Source organism: Pseudomonas sp. GM30 (assembly GCF_000282275.2).
Classification (GTDB): domain Bacteria; phylum Pseudomonadota; class Gammaproteobacteria; order Pseudomonadales; family Pseudomonadaceae; genus Aquipseudomonas.
The window spans coordinates 16,485-37,738 of the sequence record NZ_AKJP02000005.1 but is presented as its reverse complement, the minus strand read 5'-3'; the positions used below and the strand labels follow the sequence as shown (position 1 = coordinate 37,738).

Annotated in this window: 17 protein-coding genes and 1 pseudogene; 11 read left to right on the top strand and 7 right to left on the bottom strand. The window is 61.8% G+C overall.

Features of this window, described 5'->3' with window-relative positions:
• Positions 1–7: 7 nt before the first annotated feature.
• The 5 genes from PMI25_RS04125 (at position 8) to PMI25_RS04105 (ending at position 8,445) form a co-directional block, all read left to right on the top strand.
• Positions 8–1,558, top strand: coding sequence for a sugar ABC transporter ATP-binding protein (locus PMI25_RS04125; RefSeq protein WP_007966385.1), 1,551 nt, complete (start codon positions 8–10; stop codon positions 1,556–1,558).
• Entirely contained in the window at positions 1,551–2,576 is a 1,026-nt protein-coding gene (locus PMI25_RS04120) for an ABC transporter permease (protein ID WP_007966382.1), read from the top strand. Before PMI25_RS04125 ends, PMI25_RS04120 begins: the two co-directional genes overlap by 8 nt.
• Positions 2,577–2,607: 31 nt before the next feature.
• Complete coding sequence (locus tag PMI25_RS04115) at positions 2,608–3,663, top strand: substrate-binding domain-containing protein (RefSeq protein ID WP_007966380.1); 1,056 nt, start codon at positions 2,608–2,610, stop codon at positions 3,661–3,663.
• A 988-nt stretch (positions 3,664–4,651) separates the two neighbouring features.
• The gene (locus PMI25_RS04110; protein ID WP_007966379.1) at positions 4,652–7,039 is read left to right on the top strand and encodes a TonB-dependent receptor plug domain-containing protein; all 2,388 of its coding nucleotides are present in this window, start codon (positions 4,652–4,654) and stop codon (positions 7,037–7,039) included.
• 41 nt (positions 7,040–7,080) lie between these two features.
• Entirely contained in the window at positions 7,081–8,445 is a 1,365-nt protein-coding gene (locus PMI25_RS04105; RefSeq protein ID WP_007966378.1) for an APC family permease, read from the top strand.
• Here the strand turns inward: PMI25_RS04105 and PMI25_RS04100 are convergent.
• The gene (locus PMI25_RS04100; protein WP_007966377.1) at positions 8,442–8,903 is read right to left on the bottom strand and encodes a DUF3574 domain-containing protein; all 462 of its coding nucleotides are present in this window, start codon (positions 8,901–8,903) and stop codon (positions 8,442–8,444) included. The genes PMI25_RS04105 and PMI25_RS04100 overlap by 4 nt on opposite strands.
• 386 nt (positions 8,904–9,289) lie before the next feature.
• Here PMI25_RS04100 and PMI25_RS27950 point away from each other — a divergent pair, with 386 nt between their 5' ends.
• On the top strand, positions 9,290–9,799 hold the full coding sequence (locus PMI25_RS27950; protein WP_007966376.1) for a hypothetical protein: 510 nt from the start codon (positions 9,290–9,292) through the stop codon (positions 9,797–9,799).
• A gap of 194 nt (positions 9,800–9,993) precedes the next feature.
• Here PMI25_RS27950 and PMI25_RS04085 read toward each other — a convergent pair whose 3' ends face one another.
• From PMI25_RS04085 to PMI25_RS04080, 3 genes are all read right to left on the bottom strand, one after another.
• Positions 9,994–10,584 carry a helix-turn-helix domain-containing protein gene (locus PMI25_RS04085; protein ID WP_177325665.1) on the bottom strand — a complete coding sequence of 197 codons (591 nt, stop codon included), beginning with the start codon at positions 10,582–10,584 and terminating at the stop codon, positions 9,994–9,996.
• 53 nt (positions 10,585–10,637) lie between these two features.
• Positions 10,638–10,799 carry a hypothetical protein gene (locus PMI25_RS29425; RefSeq protein WP_007966374.1) on the bottom strand — a complete coding sequence of 54 codons (162 nt, stop codon included), beginning with the start codon at positions 10,797–10,799 and terminating at the stop codon, positions 10,638–10,640.
• Between the two features lie 118 nt (positions 10,800–10,917).
• Positions 10,918–11,829, bottom strand: coding sequence for an AraC family transcriptional regulator (locus PMI25_RS04080; protein WP_007966373.1), 912 nt, complete (start codon positions 11,827–11,829; stop codon positions 10,918–10,920).
• 103 nt (positions 11,830–11,932) lie between these two features.
• Between PMI25_RS04080 and PMI25_RS04075 the strand changes: the two genes are divergently transcribed.
• From PMI25_RS04075 to PMI25_RS04055, 5 genes are all read left to right on the top strand, one after another.
• Positions 11,933–12,478: a carboxymuconolactone decarboxylase family protein gene (locus PMI25_RS04075; protein WP_007966370.1), complete on the top strand. Its 546-nt coding sequence runs from the start codon at positions 11,933–11,935 to the stop codon at positions 12,476–12,478.
• 64 nt (positions 12,479–12,542) lie between these two features.
• Positions 12,543–13,613: an acyl-CoA dehydrogenase family protein gene (locus PMI25_RS04070; RefSeq protein ID WP_007966368.1), complete on the top strand. Its 1,071-nt coding sequence runs from the start codon at positions 12,543–12,545 to the stop codon at positions 13,611–13,613.
• Entirely contained in the window at positions 13,610–14,452 is an 843-nt protein-coding gene (locus PMI25_RS04065) for an ABC transporter ATP-binding protein (protein WP_007966366.1), read from the top strand. Before PMI25_RS04070 ends, PMI25_RS04065 begins: the two co-directional genes overlap by 4 nt.
• Positions 14,418–15,617 carry an ABC transporter substrate-binding protein gene (locus PMI25_RS04060; RefSeq protein WP_007966365.1) on the top strand — a complete coding sequence of 400 codons (1,200 nt, stop codon included), beginning with the start codon at positions 14,418–14,420 and terminating at the stop codon, positions 15,615–15,617. Before PMI25_RS04065 ends, PMI25_RS04060 begins: the two co-directional genes overlap by 35 nt.
• Positions 15,617–16,381, top strand: a complete 765-nt coding sequence (locus PMI25_RS04055) for an ABC transporter permease (RefSeq protein ID WP_007966363.1) — start codon at positions 15,617–15,619, stop codon at positions 16,379–16,381. Before PMI25_RS04060 ends, PMI25_RS04055 begins: the two co-directional genes overlap by 1 nt.
• Here PMI25_RS04055 and PMI25_RS04050 read toward each other — a convergent pair.
• The 3 genes and pseudogenes from PMI25_RS04050 to PMI25_RS04040 form a co-directional block, all read right to left on the bottom strand.
• A complete protein-coding gene (locus tag PMI25_RS04050; RefSeq protein ID WP_007966361.1) occupies positions 16,355–17,260 on the bottom strand; it encodes a LysR family transcriptional regulator in 906 nt (301 codons plus the stop codon). The two genes, PMI25_RS04055 and PMI25_RS04050, sit on opposite strands and share 27 nt — an antisense overlap.
• Positions 17,261–17,293: 33 nt before the next feature.
• Positions 17,294–18,475: an MFS transporter gene (locus PMI25_RS04045; RefSeq protein ID WP_007966359.1), complete on the bottom strand. Its 1,182-nt coding sequence runs from the start codon at positions 18,473–18,475 to the stop codon at positions 17,294–17,296.
• A 224-nt stretch (positions 18,476–18,699) separates the two neighbouring features.
• Positions 18,700–21,079: pseudogene (locus PMI25_RS04040) on the bottom strand (DUF3772 domain-containing protein).
• Positions 21,080–21,254 lie beyond the last annotated feature (175 nt).

Sequence of the window (21,254 nt, the reverse complement as noted above, 5' to 3'; positions counted from 1 at the left end):
GAATTTTATGAGTGTCGTCGTGGCCCGCGCGCCGCTGATTCAGGTGCGTGAACTGAGCAAGCGCTTCGGCTCGAACCGCGTACTGGATCGCGTCAGCCTGCAGATTCATCCCGCCGAAGTGGTGGCGTTGCTCGGTGCCAACGGTGCCGGCAAGTCGACGCTGGTGAAGATTCTGGCGGGCAGCCAGCGCGCCGATGGCGGCGAGATTTACATCGACGGCCAGCCCCGGCAATTCAGTTCGCCGCTGTCGGCCCGTCGGGTCGGGATTGTCGCGGTGCATCAGCAGATCAACGAGGGCATCGCGCCCGGTTTGAGCGTGGCGGAAAACCTGCTGCTCGATGAGTTGTGCAAACCCGACGCAGACTTCTGGCTCAATCGCCAACGCCTGCTGGAGCGCGCCGCGAGTATTGCCGCCGGATTGGGGCTGGTGTTGCCGCTGGAGCAGCCGATCGAAGACCTCGGCCAGGCCGAACGGCAATTGGTGGTGCTGGCCCGGGCTTTTGCCTTGCAGCCGCGTCTGTTGATTCTCGATGAGCCGACCGCAGCCTTGTCGGATGCCGAGGCGCAGCGCCTGTTTGATCTGATCGATATCTTGCGCAGCCGCGGCGTGTCGATTCTGTACATCTCCCATCGCTTGTCCGATCTGCAACGGGTGGCTGACCGCGCCATTGTCCTGCGCGATGGGCGACTGGCCGGAGAGTTCAGTGCGCGGCAGTTGCCGGAAGCGGTGCACGCCATGCTCGGGCAGGCGCTGGACGGGCATGTCTACACGCCCGGCAGCGTGGGCCGAAAAGTCCTTGGTGTGCGCGGTTTGCAGATTTTGCCACGATCCAGACGCTTCGATTTCGACCTGCACCAAGGCGAAGTGGTGGTACTGACCGGACTGCTCGGCGCGGGCAAAAGCGAGATCGCCGAAGTGCTGTTCGGCTTGCGCAAAGCCGTCGCCGGCAGCCTGCAACTGGATGGTGTGGACTGGCTGCCGAACTCGCCAAGGGCGGCGATTCGCAGTGGCGTGTTTCTCGCAGCAGAGGATCGCGCCAGTCAATCGCTGGTGCCGGATTTCTCCCTGCGCCGCACCCTGACCTTACCGTTTCTACAGCGTTTCACCCGTGCCGGTTTCATTCGCAACCGCGCCGAAGCTGCAGCGGTCGAGGCGCAAGTCGCGGCACTGGGAATCAAGGCCGCCGGCATCGAGGTGCCGATGAGCGCGCTGTCCGGCGGCAATCAACAGAAGGTCGTGCTTGGCCGCTGGCTGCTCGGAGAAGGGCGGGTGTTGATCCTCGACGAGCCGTTTCAGGGCGTCGACGTGCGCGCCCGCCGCGAGATCGGCCAGTTGTTGCGCGACAGTGCCGGCGGCCGCGCGACCCTGGTGATCTGCGCCGATGTCGATGAAGCCCTGGAAATCGCCGACCGCATTCTGTTGGTGCGCGATCACGCGGTGGTCGCCGAATACCCGCGCGCCGGCCTTGAACGCGCGACCCTGGTCGCTGCGCTGGCCGGCAGCGACGCTAGCGAAAATCCCTTTCACGCCACGCCAAGGAGCAGAGCGAGTGCCTGACTCGAGTTCATTGTTGTCGTCCGCTACGGCACCCGCCGAGCGCCTGCTGCAAGCGCTGATCCGCTACGGCCTGTTGTGGCTGCTGGCGCTGATCGTGGTGTTTTTCAGTGTCGCGGAACCGGCGTTTTTGCGCGTCGGCAATCTGTTCAGCATCTTGCAGTCGGTGTCGATCGTCGCACTGCTGGCCCTTGGTGTGACCCTGACCATGGCGGTCGGCGGGCTTGATCTGTCGATCGGTGCGGTGGCGGCAATGAGCCTGATGATCGCCAGTTACGTGATGGTGGTGCTCGGCTGGGGCGCGGTGCCGGCGGTGCTGATCAGTCTGGCCGGTGGCGCACTGGTCGGGCTGCTCAATGGCTGGCTGATCGTCAAGCTGCGGGTGCCGGACATTCTCGCGACGCTGGGCAGCATGTTTCTGGTGATCGGTGTGCAACTGATTCCCACGGGTGGGCGCTCGATTGCGGTGGGCATGACCTTGCCCAGCGGCGTGGAAACCGAAGGCACGTTCAGTGCGGCGTTTCTCGCCCTCGGCCGCGGGCGCTTGTGGGACGTGGTGCCGGTTCCGGTGTTGATCACTGCGCTGGTGGCGCTGACGGTGTGGCTGTTTCTCGAGCGCACGCGCATCGGCCGATTGTTTTATGCGATTGGCGGCAACGAGCAGGCGGCGCGATTGGCCGGCGCACCAGTGCAGCGCTTCAAGTTGCTCGCTTACGTGCTGTCGGCATTGCTCGCCTCGCTCGGTGGGTTGCTGCTGGCGGCGCGCCTGGGCCGGGGTGATGTCAGCTCCGGCAACGGCTTGGTGCTGGACGCCCTCGGCGCGGCGCTGATCGGCTTTGCCGTGCTCGGGGCGAAGAAGCCCAATGCCTTCGGCACGTTGGTCGGCGCACTGCTGGTGGCGTCGCTGCTCAATGGCCTGACCATGCTCAACGCGCCGTATTACGCGCAGGATTTCGTCAAGGGACTGGTGCTGGTGCTGGCCCTGATGTTCACCTTCGGCCTCGCGCATCGGGCGCGCTGAGCCGGTTCATTTGTCGCTGCAAGGAAGATGTATGCACGGTTCAATCAAGCAGTTCGCACGCCATTGCCTCGCCGGCGCGGTGCTCTCGGCATTGGCTTTGAGTGCTCAGGCCAAGGCATTGCCAGGTGCTCCGGCGCCGTTCGATAAAGGTCAGGTGCAGATCGCGCTGGTCGGTTATCTGTTTTCCGGGGACTTTCCCGAGGCGTATCTGCGCGGCGTGGAGAAACAGACCGAGGCGCTGGGGGCCAATCTGCGGGTGTTCGATGCGCGCCAGCAGGCGGCGAGTCAGGGCGAGATGATTGATCAGGCGATCGACCTCGGGGTCGACGGGATCATCGTGCAACTGGGCCTGGCGGAAACCCTGAAGGGGCCGATTGATCGGGCGATCGCCAAAGGTATCAAGGTGGTGGCGTTCGACGTTGATCTGAACAGTCCGCAGGTGACTCAGGTCGAACAGGATCACCATGCACTGGCGCGACTGGCGCTGGATCAGGCGGTGAAGGACAACGGCACGCGGTTCGATGCCGGTTACGTGTACATCAGCGGCTTCACGCCGATGGAGCGCCGCGACGAGATCTGGAGTCAGGTGAAAAAGGCCAATCCGGGCATCATCGAAAAGGCGCGCTTCGGCACGCTCAACCCGCCTATTGCCAACTCGGTGGCCGATCAGGCCAGCGCGGTGCTGCGGGCCAATCCGGATATCAGCGTGATCTTCGCGCCATTCGACGAGTTCGCCAAAGGCGCGAAGATCGCCGTCGACGAGGCGGGGCTAGGGCGCAAGGTGAAGATCTACAGCGCCGACATTTCCACCGCCGACATCCAGATCATGAAAGAACCGGACAGCGCCTGGGCGGCGACCGCAGCGGTCAATCCGCAAGTGGCGGGGGCGATCAGCGTGCGCAGTCTGGCGATGTTGATTGCCGGCGAAAATCCCGGGCATCAAGTGCTGGTGCCACCGACCCTGATCACCCGTCAGCAGTTGCTCGATCTGGACGTGAAAAACGTCCGCGACCTGGCGCAAAAACTCCCGGCCTTCGGTGATACCGCCAATGTGGCGCGGGCTGAGTGGATTCCTGTGGCGAATTGAAAGTCCTGAATCTTTCACCGATCCCTGTAGGAGTGAGCCTGCTCGCGAAGCGGCCATTTCAGTCAACATCTGCGTTGACTGATAAACCGCTTTCGCGAGCAAGCTCGCTCCCACACTGGATTTCAGCCGGGAGTAAAAAGTCAGTTCACTCCAATAACAACTGTGGGAGCGAGCTTGCTCGCGAAGAGGCCATTGCAGCCAACATCTGCATTGACTGATACACCGATTTCGCGAGCAGGCTCGCCCTCACACTGGATCTGTAGTGAAAGCAGAAAGTATGTTCACCTCCATAAAACTGTGGGAGCGAGCCAGCTCGAGAAGAGGCCATTGCAGCCAACATTTGCATTGACTGATGCACCGCTTTCGCGAGCAAGCTCGCTCCCACACTGGATTTCAGCTGGGAGTAAAGAGTTAGTTCACTCCAATAACAACTGTGGGAGTGAGCTTGCTCGCGAAGAGGCCATTTCAGCCAGCATCTGCATTGACTGATGCACCGCTTTCGCGAGCAAGCTCGCTCCCACACTGGATTTCAGCTGGGAGTAAAAAGTCAGCTCACTCCAATAACAACTGTGGGAGCGAGCTTGCTCGCGAAGAGGCCATTTCAGCCAACATCTGCATTGGCTGATACACCGCTTTCGCGAGCAGGCTCACTCCTACAAAAGATCTTTGGCTGATCTTGAATTAGTGGGTGTTAGTTAGGGTTTAAGTGTTGGTGGATCAACACTTGTGTTGCTCTAAAAACAACTATTCAGCCCGATCTAACCTAAGTGTTATTGGTTCTTTTACGGCAAGGCTTGGCCCGTCTAGCATCGGTGTTCACGGGGAAACAACTAACTATGGGGATCCTGCGTTTCACTCACTCGTCACGCTAAAAAGCCTTCACCACCTTCCTGCTTTCTAAAACTACAGCAGACATTGCCGTGCATTGATTGCCGACCCTTTATTGTCGGCAACGGCCGGGTATTAGCTGCGATAAAGGAGCTGTCACATGTATCAGCGTTCCCGTTCATTACTGGCCATCGCGGTGGTCGGTGCGATCTGGCAACTTCCGGCGCAAGCCGAAGACACTTCGACCCGCGCAGACGATGACACACGGCTGGGTACCGTGCTGGTCACCGGCACCCGGGGCACTGCGCGTACGGTGCTCGATTCTCCGGTGCCGGTGGACGTATTGACCGCCGCCGATCTCAAGTCCACCGGCGCGGCTGACGGTGAACTGGGCCAGGCGCTGCAGACGTTGCTGCCATCGTTCAGCATGCCGCGTCAGTCCAACTCCGGGGGCGCCGACCACGTGCGCGCCGCACAGCTGCGCGGCATGAGCCCGGATCAGGTGCTGGTGCTGGTCAACGGCAAGCGCCGCCACACTTCAGCGGTGGTCAACGACTCGTCGAAAATCGGTCGCGGCACGGCGCCGGTGGACTTCAACTCGATCCCCATCAGCGCGATCAAACGCATCGAAGTGCTGCGTGACGGCGCCGGTGCGCAGTACGGTTCCGATGCGATTGCCGGGGTGATCAACATCATCCTCGACGACGCGCCTGAGGGCGGTGAAGTGTCCACCAACTACGGCGCGTTTCACACTCATCAGGACGCCATCGACAGAACCACCACCGACGGCCAGAACAGCGTGACCACCGCGAAGATCGGCACGCGCCTGGGCGAAGAGGGCGGGTTCATTCGCGGCGGCACCGAGTACAAAAATCGCAACCCGACCAACCGCGCCGGTTTCGATGGCTTTGCCGATGCCCCCGATCAGCGCAACTACGTGATGGGCGACGGCCTGGCGCGGGACGTCAACCTGTGGTTCAACAGCGAGCTGCCGCTGGCCGGCGGCAAGGCCTACAGCTTCGGCACCTACAACCAGCGCCACACCACCGGCGCCGAATTCTATCGCTATCCCTACGAGCAGCCGCAGTTCTACCCCAACGGCTATCTGCCGCAGTCGCTGGGCGACAACAAGGACGTCTCTGCCACCGCCGGTTTCAAAGGCATGATCGGCGAAGAGTGGGACTTCGACAGCAGCGTTACCCATGGCCGTAACCGCTTCGACGGATCCACCCGCCGCACCCTTAACGTCAGCCTCGGCGAGGACTCGCCGACGAAATTCGACACTGGCGATTACGAGCTGCGCCAGACCACCACCAACCTCGATTTCAGCCGCGAACTGCGCCTCGGGGGACGCTCATTCGTGCTGGCGCTGGGCGGTGAATATCGTTACGAAAACTACCTGACCTACGCTGGCGACGAGGCCTCTTACATCGGCTCCGGCGCTGACGGCGCCAATGGCCTGCGCCCCAGCGAAGAGTCGGACCTGGACCGCAACGTGTTTGCTACCTACGCCGAGTTGTCGGGCGATCTCACCGAGCGCTTCTTTGTCGACGCCGCCACCCGCTGGGAACATTACGACGATGCCGGCAGCAAGCTCACCGGCAAGCTCAGCGGTCGCTACAAACTGACCGAGCAGTGGGCGCTGCGCGGTGCGGTGTCGAACAACTTCCGTGCGCCGTCGCTGGCGCAGAGCGGTTTCCAGAACACCACCAGTAACTTCGGCGAAGGCGGCACGCTCACCGATATTCGCGTGCTCTCGGTCAACGACCCGATTGCCCGTGCGCTGGGGGCCGAGAAACTCGATCCGGAGACTTCGAAAAACTTCAGCCTCGGCCTGACGTTCCAGCTCAACGAGCGCTTCGATGCTTCCCTTGACGTGTTCCGCATCGACGTCAAGGACCGCATCACTCTGTCGCAGCGCATCGGCAGCGACGCCATGGAGCAATACATCAACGACAACTTCGGCGTGGCCGGGGTGCATGACGTCAACTTTTTCACCAACGCCGCCGACACCAGCACCCACGGTGCCGAACTGGTGCTCAACTACCATCAGCCGCTATACGAAGGGCAACTGGGCCTGACCACCGCGTACACCTACAACCACACCAAAGTCACCAGCACCAAAGGCACGCCGTCGCAACTGACGGCGCTGGGGATCGGCAACGATGCACTGGTCGGCGTTGAAGAAACCAATACTCTCACCGACGCTGCGCCCAAGGATCGCTTCGTGTTTTCCGCCAACTGGGCCAGCGAACACTGGGGCCTGCTCGGGCGTCTGACCCGTCAGGGCGAGACCACTCGCGTGTTCGATTTCGGCGACTCGCAACCGGAGCAGACCTATGGCGCGGTGTGGCAACTGGACGCCGAGGTGACCTACAAATTCACCCCGAAATTCAGCGTGGCCCTGGGCGGCAACAACCTCACCGACAACTACCCGGAGCGCTCCGGCTCGGCGATCAATTACGGCGGCAACTTGCCGTATGACGTGTTGTCGCCGATCGGCACCAACGGCGCTTACTACTACGCCAGCGCCACTTACGGCTTCTGAGCCGAACCGCCATGGACGGCGGATCTTCTGCGGGACACTCAATGAATCAGTCGAACGGCCCCAAGCGCCATCTGCCGGTGCTGCAGGCGTTGCTGATCACGCTTGGCATGGTGATCACCACCGACATCCTCAAGACCGCGCCGACCGTGGCGCTGAACGTCGGGCCTGCCTGGTTCTACTGGGTCTGGGTGCTCGGCGGCCTGGCGTCGATGGCCGGGGCGTTGTGCTTTGCCGAAATGGCCACGGCATTTCCACATCCTGGCGGCGACTATCACTTTCTGCGCACGGCCTATGGCGAGCGCATGGGTTTCCTGTTCGCCTGGTCGCGCTTTTCGGTGATGCACACCGGCTGGATCGCCTTGTCGGCGTTCATGTTTGCCGACTACGTCAATGCCGTGGTGCCGCTCGGTCGATACGGCTCGGGGCTGTTTGCCGGCGGGGTGATCGCTGCGCTGGTGTTGCTCAATCTCACTGGCAAGCACATCGGTTTCATCACCCAGACCTTGTTGGTCGGCTTGTTGGCGCTGGGCTTTCTGAGTATCGCCAGCGCCGGGGTGTGGCTGGCGTGGCAGGGGATTGAAGCAGCGCCAGCGAGCGTTTCGGTTGCGCCGGAAAACACCGGTATGGCCGGGTTTTCGGCGGCAATGATTTTCGTGTTTCTGGCGTTTGGTGGCTGGAGCGATGCGGCGACCTTGTCGGCGGAAGTGCGCGATGGACGACGCGGAATCTTCATCGCCATGCTCGGTGCGCTGACGCTGCTGATGGCGATTTATCTGGCGCTGAACTGGGCGTTTGTGCGAGGCCTGGGATTCGCCGGACTGGCGGCGAGCAACGCACCGGCGGTGGAACTGTTGAACCGTGCATTCGGTGCGCCGGGGGTGCTGCTGATTCTGCTGATGGTGGGCATCGCGGCCATCGCCAGCATCAACTCGACCTTGCTGGTCGGCGCCCGCACCACCTATGCCGCGGCCCGCGATGTGCCGCAGTTGCGTCGCTTCGGCGAGTGGCACGAACGCGACGGCGTGCCGCGCAAAGCCTTGCTGGCGGAGGGCGCGGTGGCATTGTTGCTGGTGCTGTTCGGCAGTTTCACCCAGAGCGGCTTCAACACCATGGTCGAGTACCTGACCCCGGTGTACTGGCTGTTTCTGAGCTTCAGCAGCCTGGCGTTGATCATTCTGCGGCGGCGCTTTCCCGAGGTGCCGAGGCCGGTCAGGGTGCCGTTGTATCCGCTGGTGCCGCTGCTGTTTTTCGGTCTGTGCCTGTACATGCTCTATTCGAGCGTGACGGTGGTGGGGTGGGGCGCGTTTCTGGGGATTGGCGTGTTGCTGGTGGGCGCGCTGCTGCTAGCGGGATTGAGCCGCCTGGCGTCGACGCCTCGGCAAGCTCTGGGGCAGATCAGCGATTAAAACGAAACGTCGGCCGGTTGCGACAGACGCAGTACCGACAGATCCCCGGTAATGCGTTTGTACGCCAGTCGAATTGCCTCGATGTTGCCGGCGTTCTGCGGATTGTTCTCGTGGAGGATCACGATCACCTTGGTGCTTAGCCGCTCCGGCTCCTTCGCCCCATGATCACGCCACTGCCCATACGCATCGAACACGGTGAAACCGTCGGGAAACCGCGACGTCACTTCCTTGTCGAGAAACTCGCGCCAGCGCGTCGGGCTCACTGCACCGTCCTTGCCATCCACCGTGCCTACCGAGAAGTACAGCTCGGTGCGAATCCACTGCGCCTGCGCCGGGCGCGAGGCGTCGCCTTGCAGGGTCGAACTGGCAGGGTCTTTGGTGTGCACCGAAATAGCAGGAGGACTGGCGCACCCGGCGACAGCGACAAACAGTGCAGCCAGTAACAGGCGTCTTTGCATGGAACATCCCTTTTTATGAGTTAAGTGCAGACGCGCAATTATAAGGGGCGAGGTTAATAGCGATAAAAGATTAAAAAGTGGTTTGTTGGTTGATTGATGGAATAAGAAAAATAATCGCCCGTGTTAGACCGATAATTTCTTTCGGTTATTTATATAGCGTTGTTTTACATATCCATGATGTCGGATTCGCTGTCAGTACATTTGCTCTTTCTGTCATGGCGTCTACTCTGCTGCTCCAACAGTTCAACGCGCGCGGAACGCTGCGCTTGAGCGGTTTGAACATCGGATTTTGCTGTTCGATGGGCATCTTGTTCCGGTTGCTCCAGTCCATAGAATCAGCGCCATCAACTTTTCATCCAGTTCTTAAATCCTCAGGGAGCTACACCATGATGAACGCCATGCAGATGCAAATGCCAATGAACGCCAACATGCCGATGATGCCAATGACCGGCATGCCGATGATGATGGCGACCATGAGCTGCGAAATGATGGACGACGGCATGATGTGCAAGATGATGCCTGCCGCCGGCATGGATATGGCCATGTTCAAGAACAGCGGCGAAATGATGCAGATGATGATGGACTGCGGCATGCCGATGATGATGCATTGCGGCAACATGAGCATGATGTGCATGTCTCAGGCGGCCATGGCCATGCCGATGATGAACATGATGATGCCGATGCCGATGATGGGCATGCCGATGCCATCGATGAAGTGCGTGATGGAATGCACCATGATGGCTGACTGCATGATGTGCAAAATCATGCCGATGCCCGGCATGAGCATGGACATGATGAAAAACTGCTGTGCTCTGATGATGAAAATGATGAACGACTGCAGCATGCCGATGATGATGAGCTGTAACGGCATGCCGATGATGTGCTGCACCTGCTGATCCCGGCAGCGCAAAAAAAGCCCCCGACGGCCTCAGGCCTCGGGGGCTTTTTCATTCTGTTGACCAACACTTATCCAGCCATCACCACAAACCCCTGTGGGAGCCAGCCTGCTGGCGATAGCGGTGAGTCAGGCAACGCAAATGCTGAATGTGCCGACCTTTTCGCGAGCAGGCTCGCTCCCACAAAGGGGCGGTCAGTCCAGGCGTTCGGGGTAGGTCACGACCAGATAGGCCACGGCCTCGCTGTCCGCGGGGTTGCGGTAGCGGTGGGGTTGGTCGGCGTAAAACAGAATCGAGTCGCCGGTGGAGAGCAAATAGCGTTCGTCATTGACGCTGATTTCCAGCACACCTTGAGCCACCACCAGGTTTTCCTGTACGCCCGGCCCATGGCCCTCGGACAGATCCTCGCCCAATGGACTCAAACGCAGTTCATAAAATTCCGACTGCCGCGCCACGTCGAACGGGAACAGCGCACGGCTGACAAAAGCACCGCTGGCACTCACCAGCCGTTTGCTCTGGCTCGCCGACAACACCGCCACGCCCTCAAAGGCACGATGTTCGAGGAACGCTGCCACCGACACCTTCAAGCCCTTGGCGATTTTGCACAGCACCTTGATTGACGGCACGCTGCGCCCGGACTCGATCTGCGCCAGCATTGCCCGACTCACACCACATTGACGCGCCAGTGCATCAAGCGACAAATGCCGTTTGGCGCGCAAGCGTTGCAAATTCTGCGCGACCCGTTCGCAGATCGGGTCTTCTTCCAGTGCTTCGAGGCTGTTCAGATCCAGCACAGGTTCGTCGGCGCTCGCCAGAAAGCGCGAGGGATCACGCGCGTTCACGCTTGGCGAGGCTCGGTCGAACGACTGGCTTGCACCCACTGAAAGGCCTGGTAACCGGCGTTGCGCGCATACATTTCCCACATGGCCCGAGCAGCTTGCTGGGCCTGGCGGCGTTTGCGGTAGGCGACGAAGTCGATCAGGTTGGCAGTCGGGTTCATGGCGCACTTCACTGTGATCAATGAGGGATTGACTCAGAGAGTACGCAATAATTTTTATAACGATAAATAATGATTTTGTATTTATTAATGCTTTTAAGTTCTTTGGCGAGGGCGCCGCTCAGCGCCCCTCATGCTGCTTGCGATACGCCCCCGGCTGCACCCCCACCGACTTGGCGAACGCCCGAGTAAACGCGGCGATCGACTGATAGCCCACCGCCGCGCACACCTGTTCCACCGTGTGATTGGCCCGTAGCAATTGGCAGGCATGCCGAATGCGCAACGCCAGCAGCACTTGCCCCGGCGATTGCCCGGCCAGTTCGTTGAAGCGTTTGAAAAACGCCGAGCGCGACAGGCCGATACTCGCCGCCATGCTCTCCAGCGACCACGGCAATTGCGGCTGTTCGATCAACTGGTCCAGCAACGGCGCGAACTGCGGATTGCGCGCCAAAGCCACGAGGCCGCCGAGGCTCTGGTTGTCGGCCATCTGTTGGCGCAACACGTACAGGAACAGCAGATGACTCAAGCGCTCGAGCAGCGCCGAGGACGGCGCCGGCAGGCGTTCGCACTCTTGCAGGATCAATTCGAACAAGGCGCGCGCCGCACTCGAAGACGGATCGCCCGCGCGCAGGATGACCCAGTCCGGCAGGCCTTCGATGATCAGCGATGACAATCCCGACTTGAAATGAAAGAACCCGCAGACCAGCCCGACGCAATCCTGTGCCTGACTGTCGAGCGCGGTCATGGCCCTGCGCGGCAGCGTCTGGGCGAGGGCCGGCTCTTCGGCGCTGGAGAGGCGGTAGTTCAGATCGCGCAGCAGAAACACCGCATCTCCGGCGTTCAACGCTATCGACTGCTCCTGCCCGTCAATGTGCAGCCAGCAGCGGCCCTGCACGATCAGATGAAAACTGGCGCGCGCCAGCCCGTGTGTACTTGCATGCCAGCCACCGCAGTAGCGGCCGACGTGAAACAGGCTGGCGTCGAGTTCGAGGCTTTCTAATAACCAATCAACCAGGGGGCTGGACGAAATCATCTAATGGAAACACTCAGGAGCAAGTAATCGCTACTTTAGAATATGGATCGAAATTTTTATAACCAACAGACTGGCCCGACACTCAACAGCAGGAGTCCACTCCATGTCGCGCGTCACTCTACACACCGTGCAAAGCGCCCCCGAAGCCGCCAGACCGTTTCTGGAAAATGCTCAGAAGAACTCCGGATTCATTCCAAATCTGCTGGCCGTGCTGGCCAATGCCCCGGCCGCGCTGGAAACCTACGTTACGGTATCGGCGCTCAATGGCAAGTCCGAACTCAGCCTCGCCGAGCGCGAAGTGGTGCAACTGATCGCGGCGACCAATCATGGTTGCGATTTCTGTGTCGCAGGTCATACCGCCGTGGCGCTGAATAAGGCCAAACTGCCACCGGAAGTGGTCAGTGCGCTGCGTGAGAAAGCCACTGTCCCCGTGGAAAAACTGGAAACCCTGGCCGCGTTTGCCCGCGAAGTGATTGCTACCCGGGGCAAGGTCAGCGATCAGACCTTCAACCAGTTCAAGGCCGCCGGCTACACCGAAGGCAATGCGCTGGAAGTGATCCTCGGCATCAGCCTGGCGACCCTGTGCAACTTCGCCAACGTGTTTGCCGACACGCCGCTCAACCCTGAGCTGGCAGCGTATCGCGCGTAATCGGTCGGCGGCTCCGGCAGCGTCGTCTATGGTTGATGCTGCTGCGTACAAGGAGAGAAACGACATGCTCAATCCGGCATTGATGCAATGGCTGGAACACAACGCCCAGGCCCTGGATGCGGGCGACGGCGATCCGCAACAGGTGCTGACGCAATTGGCGCAGGCCGGGGTGCTGCGCGTCGGCATCAACCCAGCGCTGGGTGGCAGCGGCGGTCACGTCAGTGATGCCGTGGAAACCCTGGCCGCTGTCGCCAGCCATTCACTGGCGGCGGCGTTTGTGTTCTGGGGCCAACGGGCCTTTATCGAATACCTGCTGCACAGCCCCAACGCTGCGCTGAGGGAAAAACTGCTGCCGGCGTTGCTCAGCGGCGAACTGGCCGGGGCCACCGGTTTGTCCAACGCGATGAAGTACCTGTCGGGCATCGAGGCACTGCAAGTGCGCGCCGCCAACTCCGCCGATGGCTGGACTTTGAACGGGCGCCTGCACTGGGTGACCAATCTGCGCCAAAGCGGCTTCGTGGTGGCGGCGGCGATCGAGCACGAGGAGGGTGGTTCGCCGTTCGTGCTGGCGATCGCCGATGACGCTGCCGGCGTAAAACGTTCCGCCGATCTGCAACTGATGGGGCTGCAATCGAGCAACACCGCTGCGATCGATTTCGCGCAGGTGGCGGTCGGACGCGAATGGCTGCTGCATGACGACGCGCGCAAGTTTCTGCCTGCTGTGCGCCCGGCGTTTCTCGGCTTGCAGTGCGGCATGGCGATTGGTCTGGCGCGACGGGCGCTGGCCGAGGTCGAGGGGCATTTGCAGGACGGTCGTTCGATCCTGCTGGAACCTTTGCAGGAGCAGCGCGAGCAACTGGCGCAGACCGTCGACGCGCTCAAGCAGGGCCTGCACGACGGACGTTTCCTGACCCAGCCGGGCGCGTTGTTCCAGATCCGCATCGCGCTGGCCGAATCCGCCGCCAATGCGGTGCAACTGGAACTGCAATCCAGCGGTGGCAAAGCCTACCTGACTGATCACGGCAGCGGTTTCGCCCGGCGCTGGCGCGAGTCGGCGTTCGTGCCGATTGTCACCCCAAGCCTGGTGCAACTGCGCGCCGAATTGCAGCGGCAGAAACGGGAAGCGACGGCATGACCGCAGCGTTGCTGGAGGCGCACGGCATCAGCCTCGGCTACCCGCGAGAGCAGGGCTGGCACACGGTGCTGGAACACTTCGACCTGCAGTTGCAGGCCGGTGAAGTGGTGACCATTCTTGGCCCCAGCGGTGTCGGCAAGTCCAGCCTGCTACGGGTGCTGGCCGGGTTGCAGGCGCCGCAACAGGGGCGGGTGAGTCTGCTTGGCGAGCCGCTGACCGGCGCGCATCCACGGGTGGCGGTGGCGTTTCAGGACCCGAGCCTGTTGCCGTGGCTGACCCTGGAAAAGAACGTCGCCTTCGGCCTCGACTTCGCCCGCCAGCCGCACCTGACGGCCGAGCAGCGCAAGGCGCGGATCGACCACGCCATCGCTGCGGTCGGCCTCGACCACGCGCGGTTGCAGCACCCGGCGCAATTGTCCGGCGGCATGGCCCAGCGCACCGCGTTGGCGCGGTGTCTGGCGCGGCAGCCGCAGGTGCTGCTGCTCGATGAACCGTTCGGCGCGCTGGATGAAATCACCCGCGCCGACATGCAGCAGTTGCTCCTGCAATTGATCGCCGAGCACCACACCGCGGCTGTGTTGATCACCCACGATATCGACGAAGCCCTGCTGCTGTCCGAGCGGATTCTGCTACTGGGTAACAGCCCGGCGCACATCCTCGGCGAGTGGCGCATCGACCTGCCTCAGCCGCGTGCCGAGCTGGTCGAGGAACTGGGCGCGCTGCGCATCGACATCCTCAAAACCCTTCGGCGGGCGAGCCGCAACCCCCTCACTCAACCTGTGCCCGCTACGTCGGAGATTGACCATGTGCCTGGACGACTTCACTCACACACGTCGTGACTTCCTCAAACTCAGCGCGCTGCTGACCGCCGGCGGCGCGTTGCCGCTGCTCAACAGCCTCAACGCTCGCGCCGCTGCCGAGCCGAACGCGCCAGTGCGCATCGGATATCTGCCGATCACCGACGCCACGCCGTTGCTGGTCGCGCACAACAACGGCCTGTTCGAAGCCGAAGGCATTCAGGCCGAGCGCCCGGTGCTGCTGCGCAGTTGGGCGCAGGTGATCGAGGCGTTCATTTCCGGGCAGGTCAACGTGATTCACCTGCTGTCGCCGATGACCGTGTGGGCGCGTTACGGCAGCAAGGTGCCGGCCAAGGTCGTGGCGTGGAACCACGTCGGCGGCTCCGGCCTGACCGTGGCGCCGGGCATCACCGAGGTCAAACAACTCGGCGGGCAATCAGTGGCGATTCCGTTCTGGTATTCGATTCATAACGTGGTGGTGCAGCAGTTGTTCCGCGACCATGGACTGGTGCCCGTGAGCAAGTCGGTGAGCGCCGCGCTGGCGCCGAACGAGGTCAATCTGCTGGTGCTGCCGCCGTCGGACATGCCGCCCGCCCTGGCGAGCAAACGCATCGCCGGCTACATCGTCGCCGAGCCGTTCAATGCGCTGGCCGAGGAGCTCAAGGTCGGCCGAGTGCAGCGCTTTACCGGCGACGTCTGGCGCAATCACGCCTGCTGCGTGGTGTTCATGCACGAACAGGATCTGAACAACCGCCCCGAGTGGTCGCAGAAAGTGGTGAACGCCATCGTCAAGGCTCAGGTCTGGACCCGCGACAACCGCGCCGAGGCGGCGAAACTGCTGTCCAAGGACGGCGCCAATCGCTACACCCCGCATGCGCAACCGGTGCTCGACCGGGTGCTGGCGCCGGCCACCAGCGACCGCGAGCAGTATCTGGCCAGCGGCGCGATCCAGCACAGCCATTGGGACGAGCAGCGCATCGACTTTCAGCCGTACCCGTTCCCGAGCTACACCGAGGAACTGGTCAAGCGCCTGAAGGACACCTTGATCGAGGGCGATAAGGGTTTCCTCGCCAGCCTCGATCCGCAGCAAACCGCTAAAGATCTGGTGGATGACCGCTTCGTGCGCAATGCCATCGCGTCGGTGGGCGGCATGCAGACCTTCGGCCTGCCGGAAAGCTTCGAACGCAGCGAGGAGTTCAGCCTCTGATGCGTCAGCGATCTTCATCGACCGTGCACGGTTTGTTGGGCGTAGCAGGGCTGTTGTGCCTGTTGCTGCTGTGGTGGCTGGGCGTTCATTTGCTCGGTGGCAACCACAGCCTGGCGTTGCGCTTTTCACCCGAGGCGACGCTGGCCAGCCTCGGCGAACTGCTGCTGCGCCCGGAGCTGTACGAGCATGTGCTGGTCAGCCTGAAGCGGATCGTGGTCGGCCTGCTGCTGGCATTGCTGATCGGCGTGCCGCTGGGCCTGATGATCGGCAGTTACCGGCATCTGGAAGCGGCGACCACGCCGGCGTTTCAGTTTCTGCGAATGATTTCGCCGCTGTCGTGGATGCCGGTGGTGGTGATGCTGATGGGCATTGGCGATCAGCCGATCTACTTTCTGCTGACCTTTGCTGCGGTGTGGCCGATCCTGCTCAACACCGTGGCCGGCGTGCGCCAGCTCGATCCGCGCTGGCTGCAACTCAGCCGTAGTCTTAGCGCTACCCGTTGGGAAACCCTGCGCAAGGTGATCCTACCCGGCGTGCTCGGCCATGTGCTGACCGGGGTGCGACTGTCGATCGGCATTCTGTGGATCGTGCTGGTGCCGTGCGAAATGCTCGGGGTCAGCGCCGGGTTGGGCTACTTCATTCTCGATACGCGAGATCGACTGGCGTATTCGGAACTGATGGCGATGGTGCTGCTGATCGGCGTGTTGGGCTTTGCCCTGGATGCGTTGGCGCGATGGCTACATCGGCGTTGGGCGCCGGCCTGAGGCGCTGAATGCAGCGAGCAAATAGTCGCGCACGTAAAGCAGGCTCGGGCTTTTCATCACGCTTTTGCTCCACACCAGATAGAGCACATTGACCGGTGCCTCGCTGGGCGGTGTCGGTGAAATCAGCCGACCGTCAGCGATGGCGTCGGCGCACTGGTAGTCCGGCAGCACGCTCCAGCCGTGACCGTCGAGCACCAGCTGCTTGATGATCCGCAGGTCGGGAATCGTCAACGCCGCTTGCAGTTGCGGCGCGACCTGAAACATTGAAGTCCACAGTGGCCGAACCAGCGCCAGATCCTCATCGAAAGCGATCAACGGGACTTGCTTGAGTTGTGCTTGATTCGGGTCTTTGCCGAGGCGATCCAGGAGGCTCGGTGCATACACCAGCAACAGGCGTTCGGTGAGCAGATGGGCGTAACCGTGGGATTGCTCGTTGGGCATGGAGGCCGTGATCGCGAAGTCGGTCTGCTTCGCTTCGAGCATCTCGTAAATGCGCTTTTTGGCACCGGTGTGAAAACGCAGGGTGAAGCCTTCGTCGATCAGCGGTGCGAGGCGAGCGGCGACTAGCGCATGAAGGAAGTCGGAGGGGCCGACCAGATGCACTGTGCCGCCCTTGATCAGGCCCGGACGCAGCGACGCGATCTTGTTTTCCAGCCCATCGAGAAACGGTGCCACCGAACGCGCCAGTTCATCCGCCGCTTCGGTGGGTTCCACCCCGCGAGGCAAACGCTGAAACAGCGGTTTGCCGACCAGCGCCTCCACCGCCTGCACATGCATCGACGCCGCCGGTTGGGTGATGCCCAAATGGTCCGCCGCCCTGGAGAACGACTTGGTGCGGTACGCTTCGAGGAATGTGCGCAGGTGGGTGAGGTGGCTCATGGTGCTTCGGCGCCCGTGAAAATGTAGGTTGGCTTACAGATTATCAGCCGTGCGATAGCGTGGCGTAGCGAACATTTGACTTAACACCAGCAGCAGCCCGAGCGCTGAGACTGCCGCACCGGTCAGCCCGACATGACTGAGGCCCACCTGGCTGATCGTCACGCCACCCAGCACCGAACCCAGCGCGATCCCCGAGTTGAACCCGGCGATGTTCAGCCCGGCCGCAACGCCATGCGCGTGCGGCGCATGGCGCTCGGCGATTCCCAGCAGCCGGGCCTGCAAGGCCGGCACTGCAGCAAAGCTGAACATCCCCAACAAGCCGACGAGCAAGCCCATCATCCACGGCGAACCGGAGAAGCCCCACATGCCCGCTGTCACCCCTACGATCCCGGCAATCAATGCGGCGCTGGCGCGATCCACTCCCCAGGCATCGGTCAGTTTGCCGCCCAGTACATTGCCGATGGCTGCCATCGCGCCGTACAACAACATGAACACGCCGACAGTGGTGGCAGTGGTATGAGTGACTTCAGTCAGCATTGGCGCGATGTAGGTGTAGGCGACGAACGAACCGGCGTAGCCGAGCACAGTGACCAGGGCGCCGGCCAGCAACTTGCCGTTGAGCAGCGCTTTAAGGCTGTGCAACGCCGAGCTGCCGTCGGAAGCAGTCGGTAGCGGATCGCGCATGCCGAACAGCAAGCCGAAGAAACCAATCGCTCCGAACACGGCAATCGCCGCCAGCACCAGGCGCCACGACATTACGCCACCCAGATAGGTGCTGACAGGCACGCCAATCGCCATCGCCAGGGTAAACCCGCCAAACACCACTGCCACTGCGCTCCCTGCGCGACCCGGCCCGGCCAGACGCGCCGCGGTGCTTGAAGCCACCGCCAGGAACAGGCCATGTCCCATGCCGGCGATGAATCGCGCTACCAGCATCAAGGTCAGCGAGGTTGCAAACGCCGCGGCGAGACTGCCGACGCTGAACACCAGAGCGGTCACCAGCATTACGTTCTTGCGCGACCAACTTGCCATCAGTGCACTGAAGATCGGTGCTGAGAAAGTGGCGCCCAAGGCGTACGCAGTGATGGTTGCCCCGGTCGCCTCGACGTCGACGCCGAGACTGCGAGCCATGACGTCGGTGAGGCCGATCGGAACGAATTCGGCCAGACCCAAGGCAAAGGCGCTGAGGGTAAAGATGTAGATGACATAGGGCATGGGAGCCTCGCTCAAGAAGGAATTTGGCGAGAGGCTAGGGATTGGTGACGCATAAGTGAAATTGGCGATTTCGCGTACTGGCATAAATAGATTTATACCTTGCCAGAATCCATACGCGGCACGAGAGCCTGCAGGCTCTGTCGAGTGCAACGAGGTTGTGATCTTTTGATGTCTGGATTTCAAGATCATCAGATCGCAGCCTGCCGCAGCTCCTGCAAGGAGGATTACGTCGCTGGTGGTTTGGCCAGCGCGATGCCCTCGGCGCCCAGCCGCTTGAGAATCTCGAACAGCAGATCACTCTTGGTCCCGCCGACAATCCGTGGGCTGCCAACGTAGCCGGTTACCGTCAAGGTGATGCCATCCGGCGAGAGTTTGCTGAAGCGCACGTACGACGCCGGTTTGTCGAGGATGTTTTCGTTTTCACGGTAGGTGTTCAACAGCAGTTCCTTGACCTGTTCGGGGTCGATGTCCAGCGGGAACATCAGCTCCAGGCTTGCCACCCCCTGGGCGCTGCCGCCGAGGGTGACGTTGCGCAGGTTCTGCGAGATCAGTTGCGAGTTGGGCACGATCACGATGGAGCGGTCGCTGAGCTGGATTTCCGTGGCGCGCACGTTGATCCGGCGGATATCGCCTTCGACGCCGCTGATGCTGATCAGGTCGCCGACCTTCACTGGCCGTTCGGTGAGCAGGATCAGCCCGGAGACGAAGTTCTTGACGATCTCCTGCAGACCGAAACCGATCCCCACCGACAGCGCACTGACGATCCACGCCAGATTGGTCCAGCGCACGCCCAGCGACGACAGCGTCAGGAGGATGACCGTGGCATAACCGATGTTGGAAAACAGCGTGCTCAACGACGCGCACATGCCCGGGTCCATGTCGGTCTTGGGCAGGAATTCGTTGTCGAGCCAGCGGCGCAAAGCGCGGATCAGGTAGATGCCGATCAGCAACGCCAGCACCGCATTGATCAGATGCGCGGGAACGATGTTCAGCTTGCGCAACCCGGCGCCACCGAGAATGCCCATGACGTTGCTGGTCAGTTGCCCGAACGTGGTGCCGATGCCGCCGACGAACAGGGTGATTACCGCCAGCAGCAACAGCCCGGCACGGCTGGCACCGGACAGCACAATGGAAATCTGCTCCAGCCGCCGGTCGCCCATGCCCAGGGTTTGCTTGAGGGTCTTGCCGGCCGAGTAGCGCGGCGAGAAAAGGTATTCGCAGGCATCCTTGACCACTTGAATCAGCAAATAGAACCCGGCCAGCACGATATAGGCCCAGACCAACTCATAGGTGACGAAGCGGGCCAGCGACACGTAGCCGGTGAGCAAGGCCAGCGCCGATATGCACATGCACACCGTGGCAATGCTGTAGATCGCCCCGGCAAACGTGCTGCCGGCCTCCGGTTCATTGGCGCTGATCAGCGCCTTGCGCACTTTGCCGACGCGCCACAGCAGCGGCACCAGAATCACAATCACCACGATGGCGATCACCCCACGCTGGGCGATCACGATCTGGCTGCTCATGCCGGTGGCGTTGCTGACCTGCACCAGCGTCACCAGCACCAGCAGGGTGGCGGCGAGAATCCGTGGATAGGGCCGCAACGCCAGCGCCACCGAGTCGGCAATCGCCGGCAGTCGCCACGAGGGATGTTTGGTCGACAGCAGCGCGCGGCTCAGCGCGGTGATCAGGACGCAGGCGTAAACGGCTTTTTCGAATTCCTCGGAAAAAGTCTGCAGCACCGGCGTCAGCGGTTCGTGGCGGGTGCAGGCGTAAAACAGCAGGTGCAAAGCGATGGCCGTGGTGCCCAAGGGTCGCCAGCGCCGAGGCGAATGCCAGCGCGCTGCGGCGCAGGCGCCCCTCGGGCATGCGGTGGATGCACAGCCAGGTCAGCCCGCGCTCGGCGAGTCGGCGGCCGAGCGTCCAGAAAGCCAGCGCCAGCAGCACCAGCACACAGGTGAAAAAGCGTTGCCCGGGCGCCCAGACCGTGGCCCAGGTGAGGTTCACCTGATCGATGAAAAACTTCAGGCGCTGGCGGTCATCCGGCTCCGGCGACACCAAGGGCGACCAGAAGTCGGGGCTCAGGATGCTGTCGGTGCGCAGCGTCAGTTCGCTTTCGAGCAGCGTGCGGCGAATCCCCGCGATTTGCGTGATCAGCTCGGCGGCGCTTTGCTTGAGCGCGGCAAGGCTCTTGAGCGTGGCATCGACCTTGTTTTTCTGTTCGCTGAGCATTGCCCGTTGCGCGGCGATTTCCGCTTGTTCGGCGGCAATCTGCGTATCCGGCGCCGCGCCGAGCACCCCCAGTTGCACCGCCAGTTGTGCCTGCTGCGGCAACAACGACGCCGACAACCGATCGATGTCCAGAATGAACGTCTGTACCCGGTCTTGCGGGCCTTCGAGCTGGTTGTAGTTGTTGGCGGCGGAAATCTGCTGCTTCAGCCCGTCGAGGCGCAGTTGCAGGGCTTGCAGATCACTTTGTGAGACCTCCACCAGCGGCACCGCAGTGGTCGCCGAAGGCGCCGGCAAATCCGCCGCCCACGGTGCCGAACCGCCCGGAGCGAGCAGTAGCAGCGCGACAAAAAACAATAACTTCAATGTGTTGCGCATGAGAGGGGCCGGTTCTCGTTGATCACACAATCTATGAGGTTAGGTGATCGAACCGGGCACGGCGGAAAATTTCCGGGGAGCAGAGCGGGCCGGTGAATCGGTCGCGCCGTATACGTCCTCAGTCTCAGCTAAGTATTGGCTCGTATCTTCCCCTCAGCGCAAGTTCAGCGCTGGA

Coding starts and splice junctions, on each gene's coding strand:
- PMI25_RS04050 (WP_007966361.1), bottom strand. CDS start 17,260: ATGAGCCACCTCACCCACCTGCGCACATTCCTCGAAGCGTACCGCACC.
- PMI25_RS04045 (WP_007966359.1), bottom strand. CDS start 18,475: ATGCCCTATGTCATCTACATCTTTACCCTCAGCGCCTTTGCCTTGGGT.
- PMI25_RS04060 (WP_007966365.1), top strand. CDS start 14,418: ATGTGCCTGGACGACTTCACTCACACACGTCGTGACTTCCTCAAACTC.
- PMI25_RS04075 (WP_007966370.1), top strand. CDS start 11,933: ATGTCGCGCGTCACTCTACACACCGTGCAAAGCGCCCCCGAAGCCGCC.
- PMI25_RS04115 (WP_007966380.1), top strand. CDS start 2,608: ATGCACGGTTCAATCAAGCAGTTCGCACGCCATTGCCTCGCCGGCGCG.
- PMI25_RS04100 (WP_007966377.1), bottom strand. CDS start 8,903: ATGCAAAGACGCCTGTTACTGGCTGCACTGTTTGTCGCTGTCGCCGGG.
- PMI25_RS04125 (WP_007966385.1), top strand. CDS start 8: ATGAGTGTCGTCGTGGCCCGCGCGCCGCTGATTCAGGTGCGTGAACTG.
- PMI25_RS04070 (WP_007966368.1), top strand. CDS start 12,543: ATGCTCAATCCGGCATTGATGCAATGGCTGGAACACAACGCCCAGGCC.
- PMI25_RS04055 (WP_007966363.1), top strand. CDS start 15,617: ATGCGTCAGCGATCTTCATCGACCGTGCACGGTTTGTTGGGCGTAGCA.
- PMI25_RS04065 (WP_007966366.1), top strand. CDS start 13,610: ATGACCGCAGCGTTGCTGGAGGCGCACGGCATCAGCCTCGGCTACCCG.
- PMI25_RS27950 (WP_007966376.1), top strand. CDS start 9,290: ATGATGAACGCCATGCAGATGCAAATGCCAATGAACGCCAACATGCCG.
- PMI25_RS29425 (WP_007966374.1), bottom strand. CDS start 10,799: ATGAACCCGACTGCCAACCTGATCGACTTCGTCGCCTACCGCAAACGC.
- PMI25_RS04105 (WP_007966378.1), top strand. CDS start 7,081: ATGAATCAGTCGAACGGCCCCAAGCGCCATCTGCCGGTGCTGCAGGCG.
- PMI25_RS04110 (WP_007966379.1), top strand. CDS start 4,652: ATGTATCAGCGTTCCCGTTCATTACTGGCCATCGCGGTGGTCGGTGCG.
- PMI25_RS04080 (WP_007966373.1), bottom strand. CDS start 11,829: ATGATTTCGTCCAGCCCCCTGGTTGATTGGTTATTAGAAAGCCTCGAA.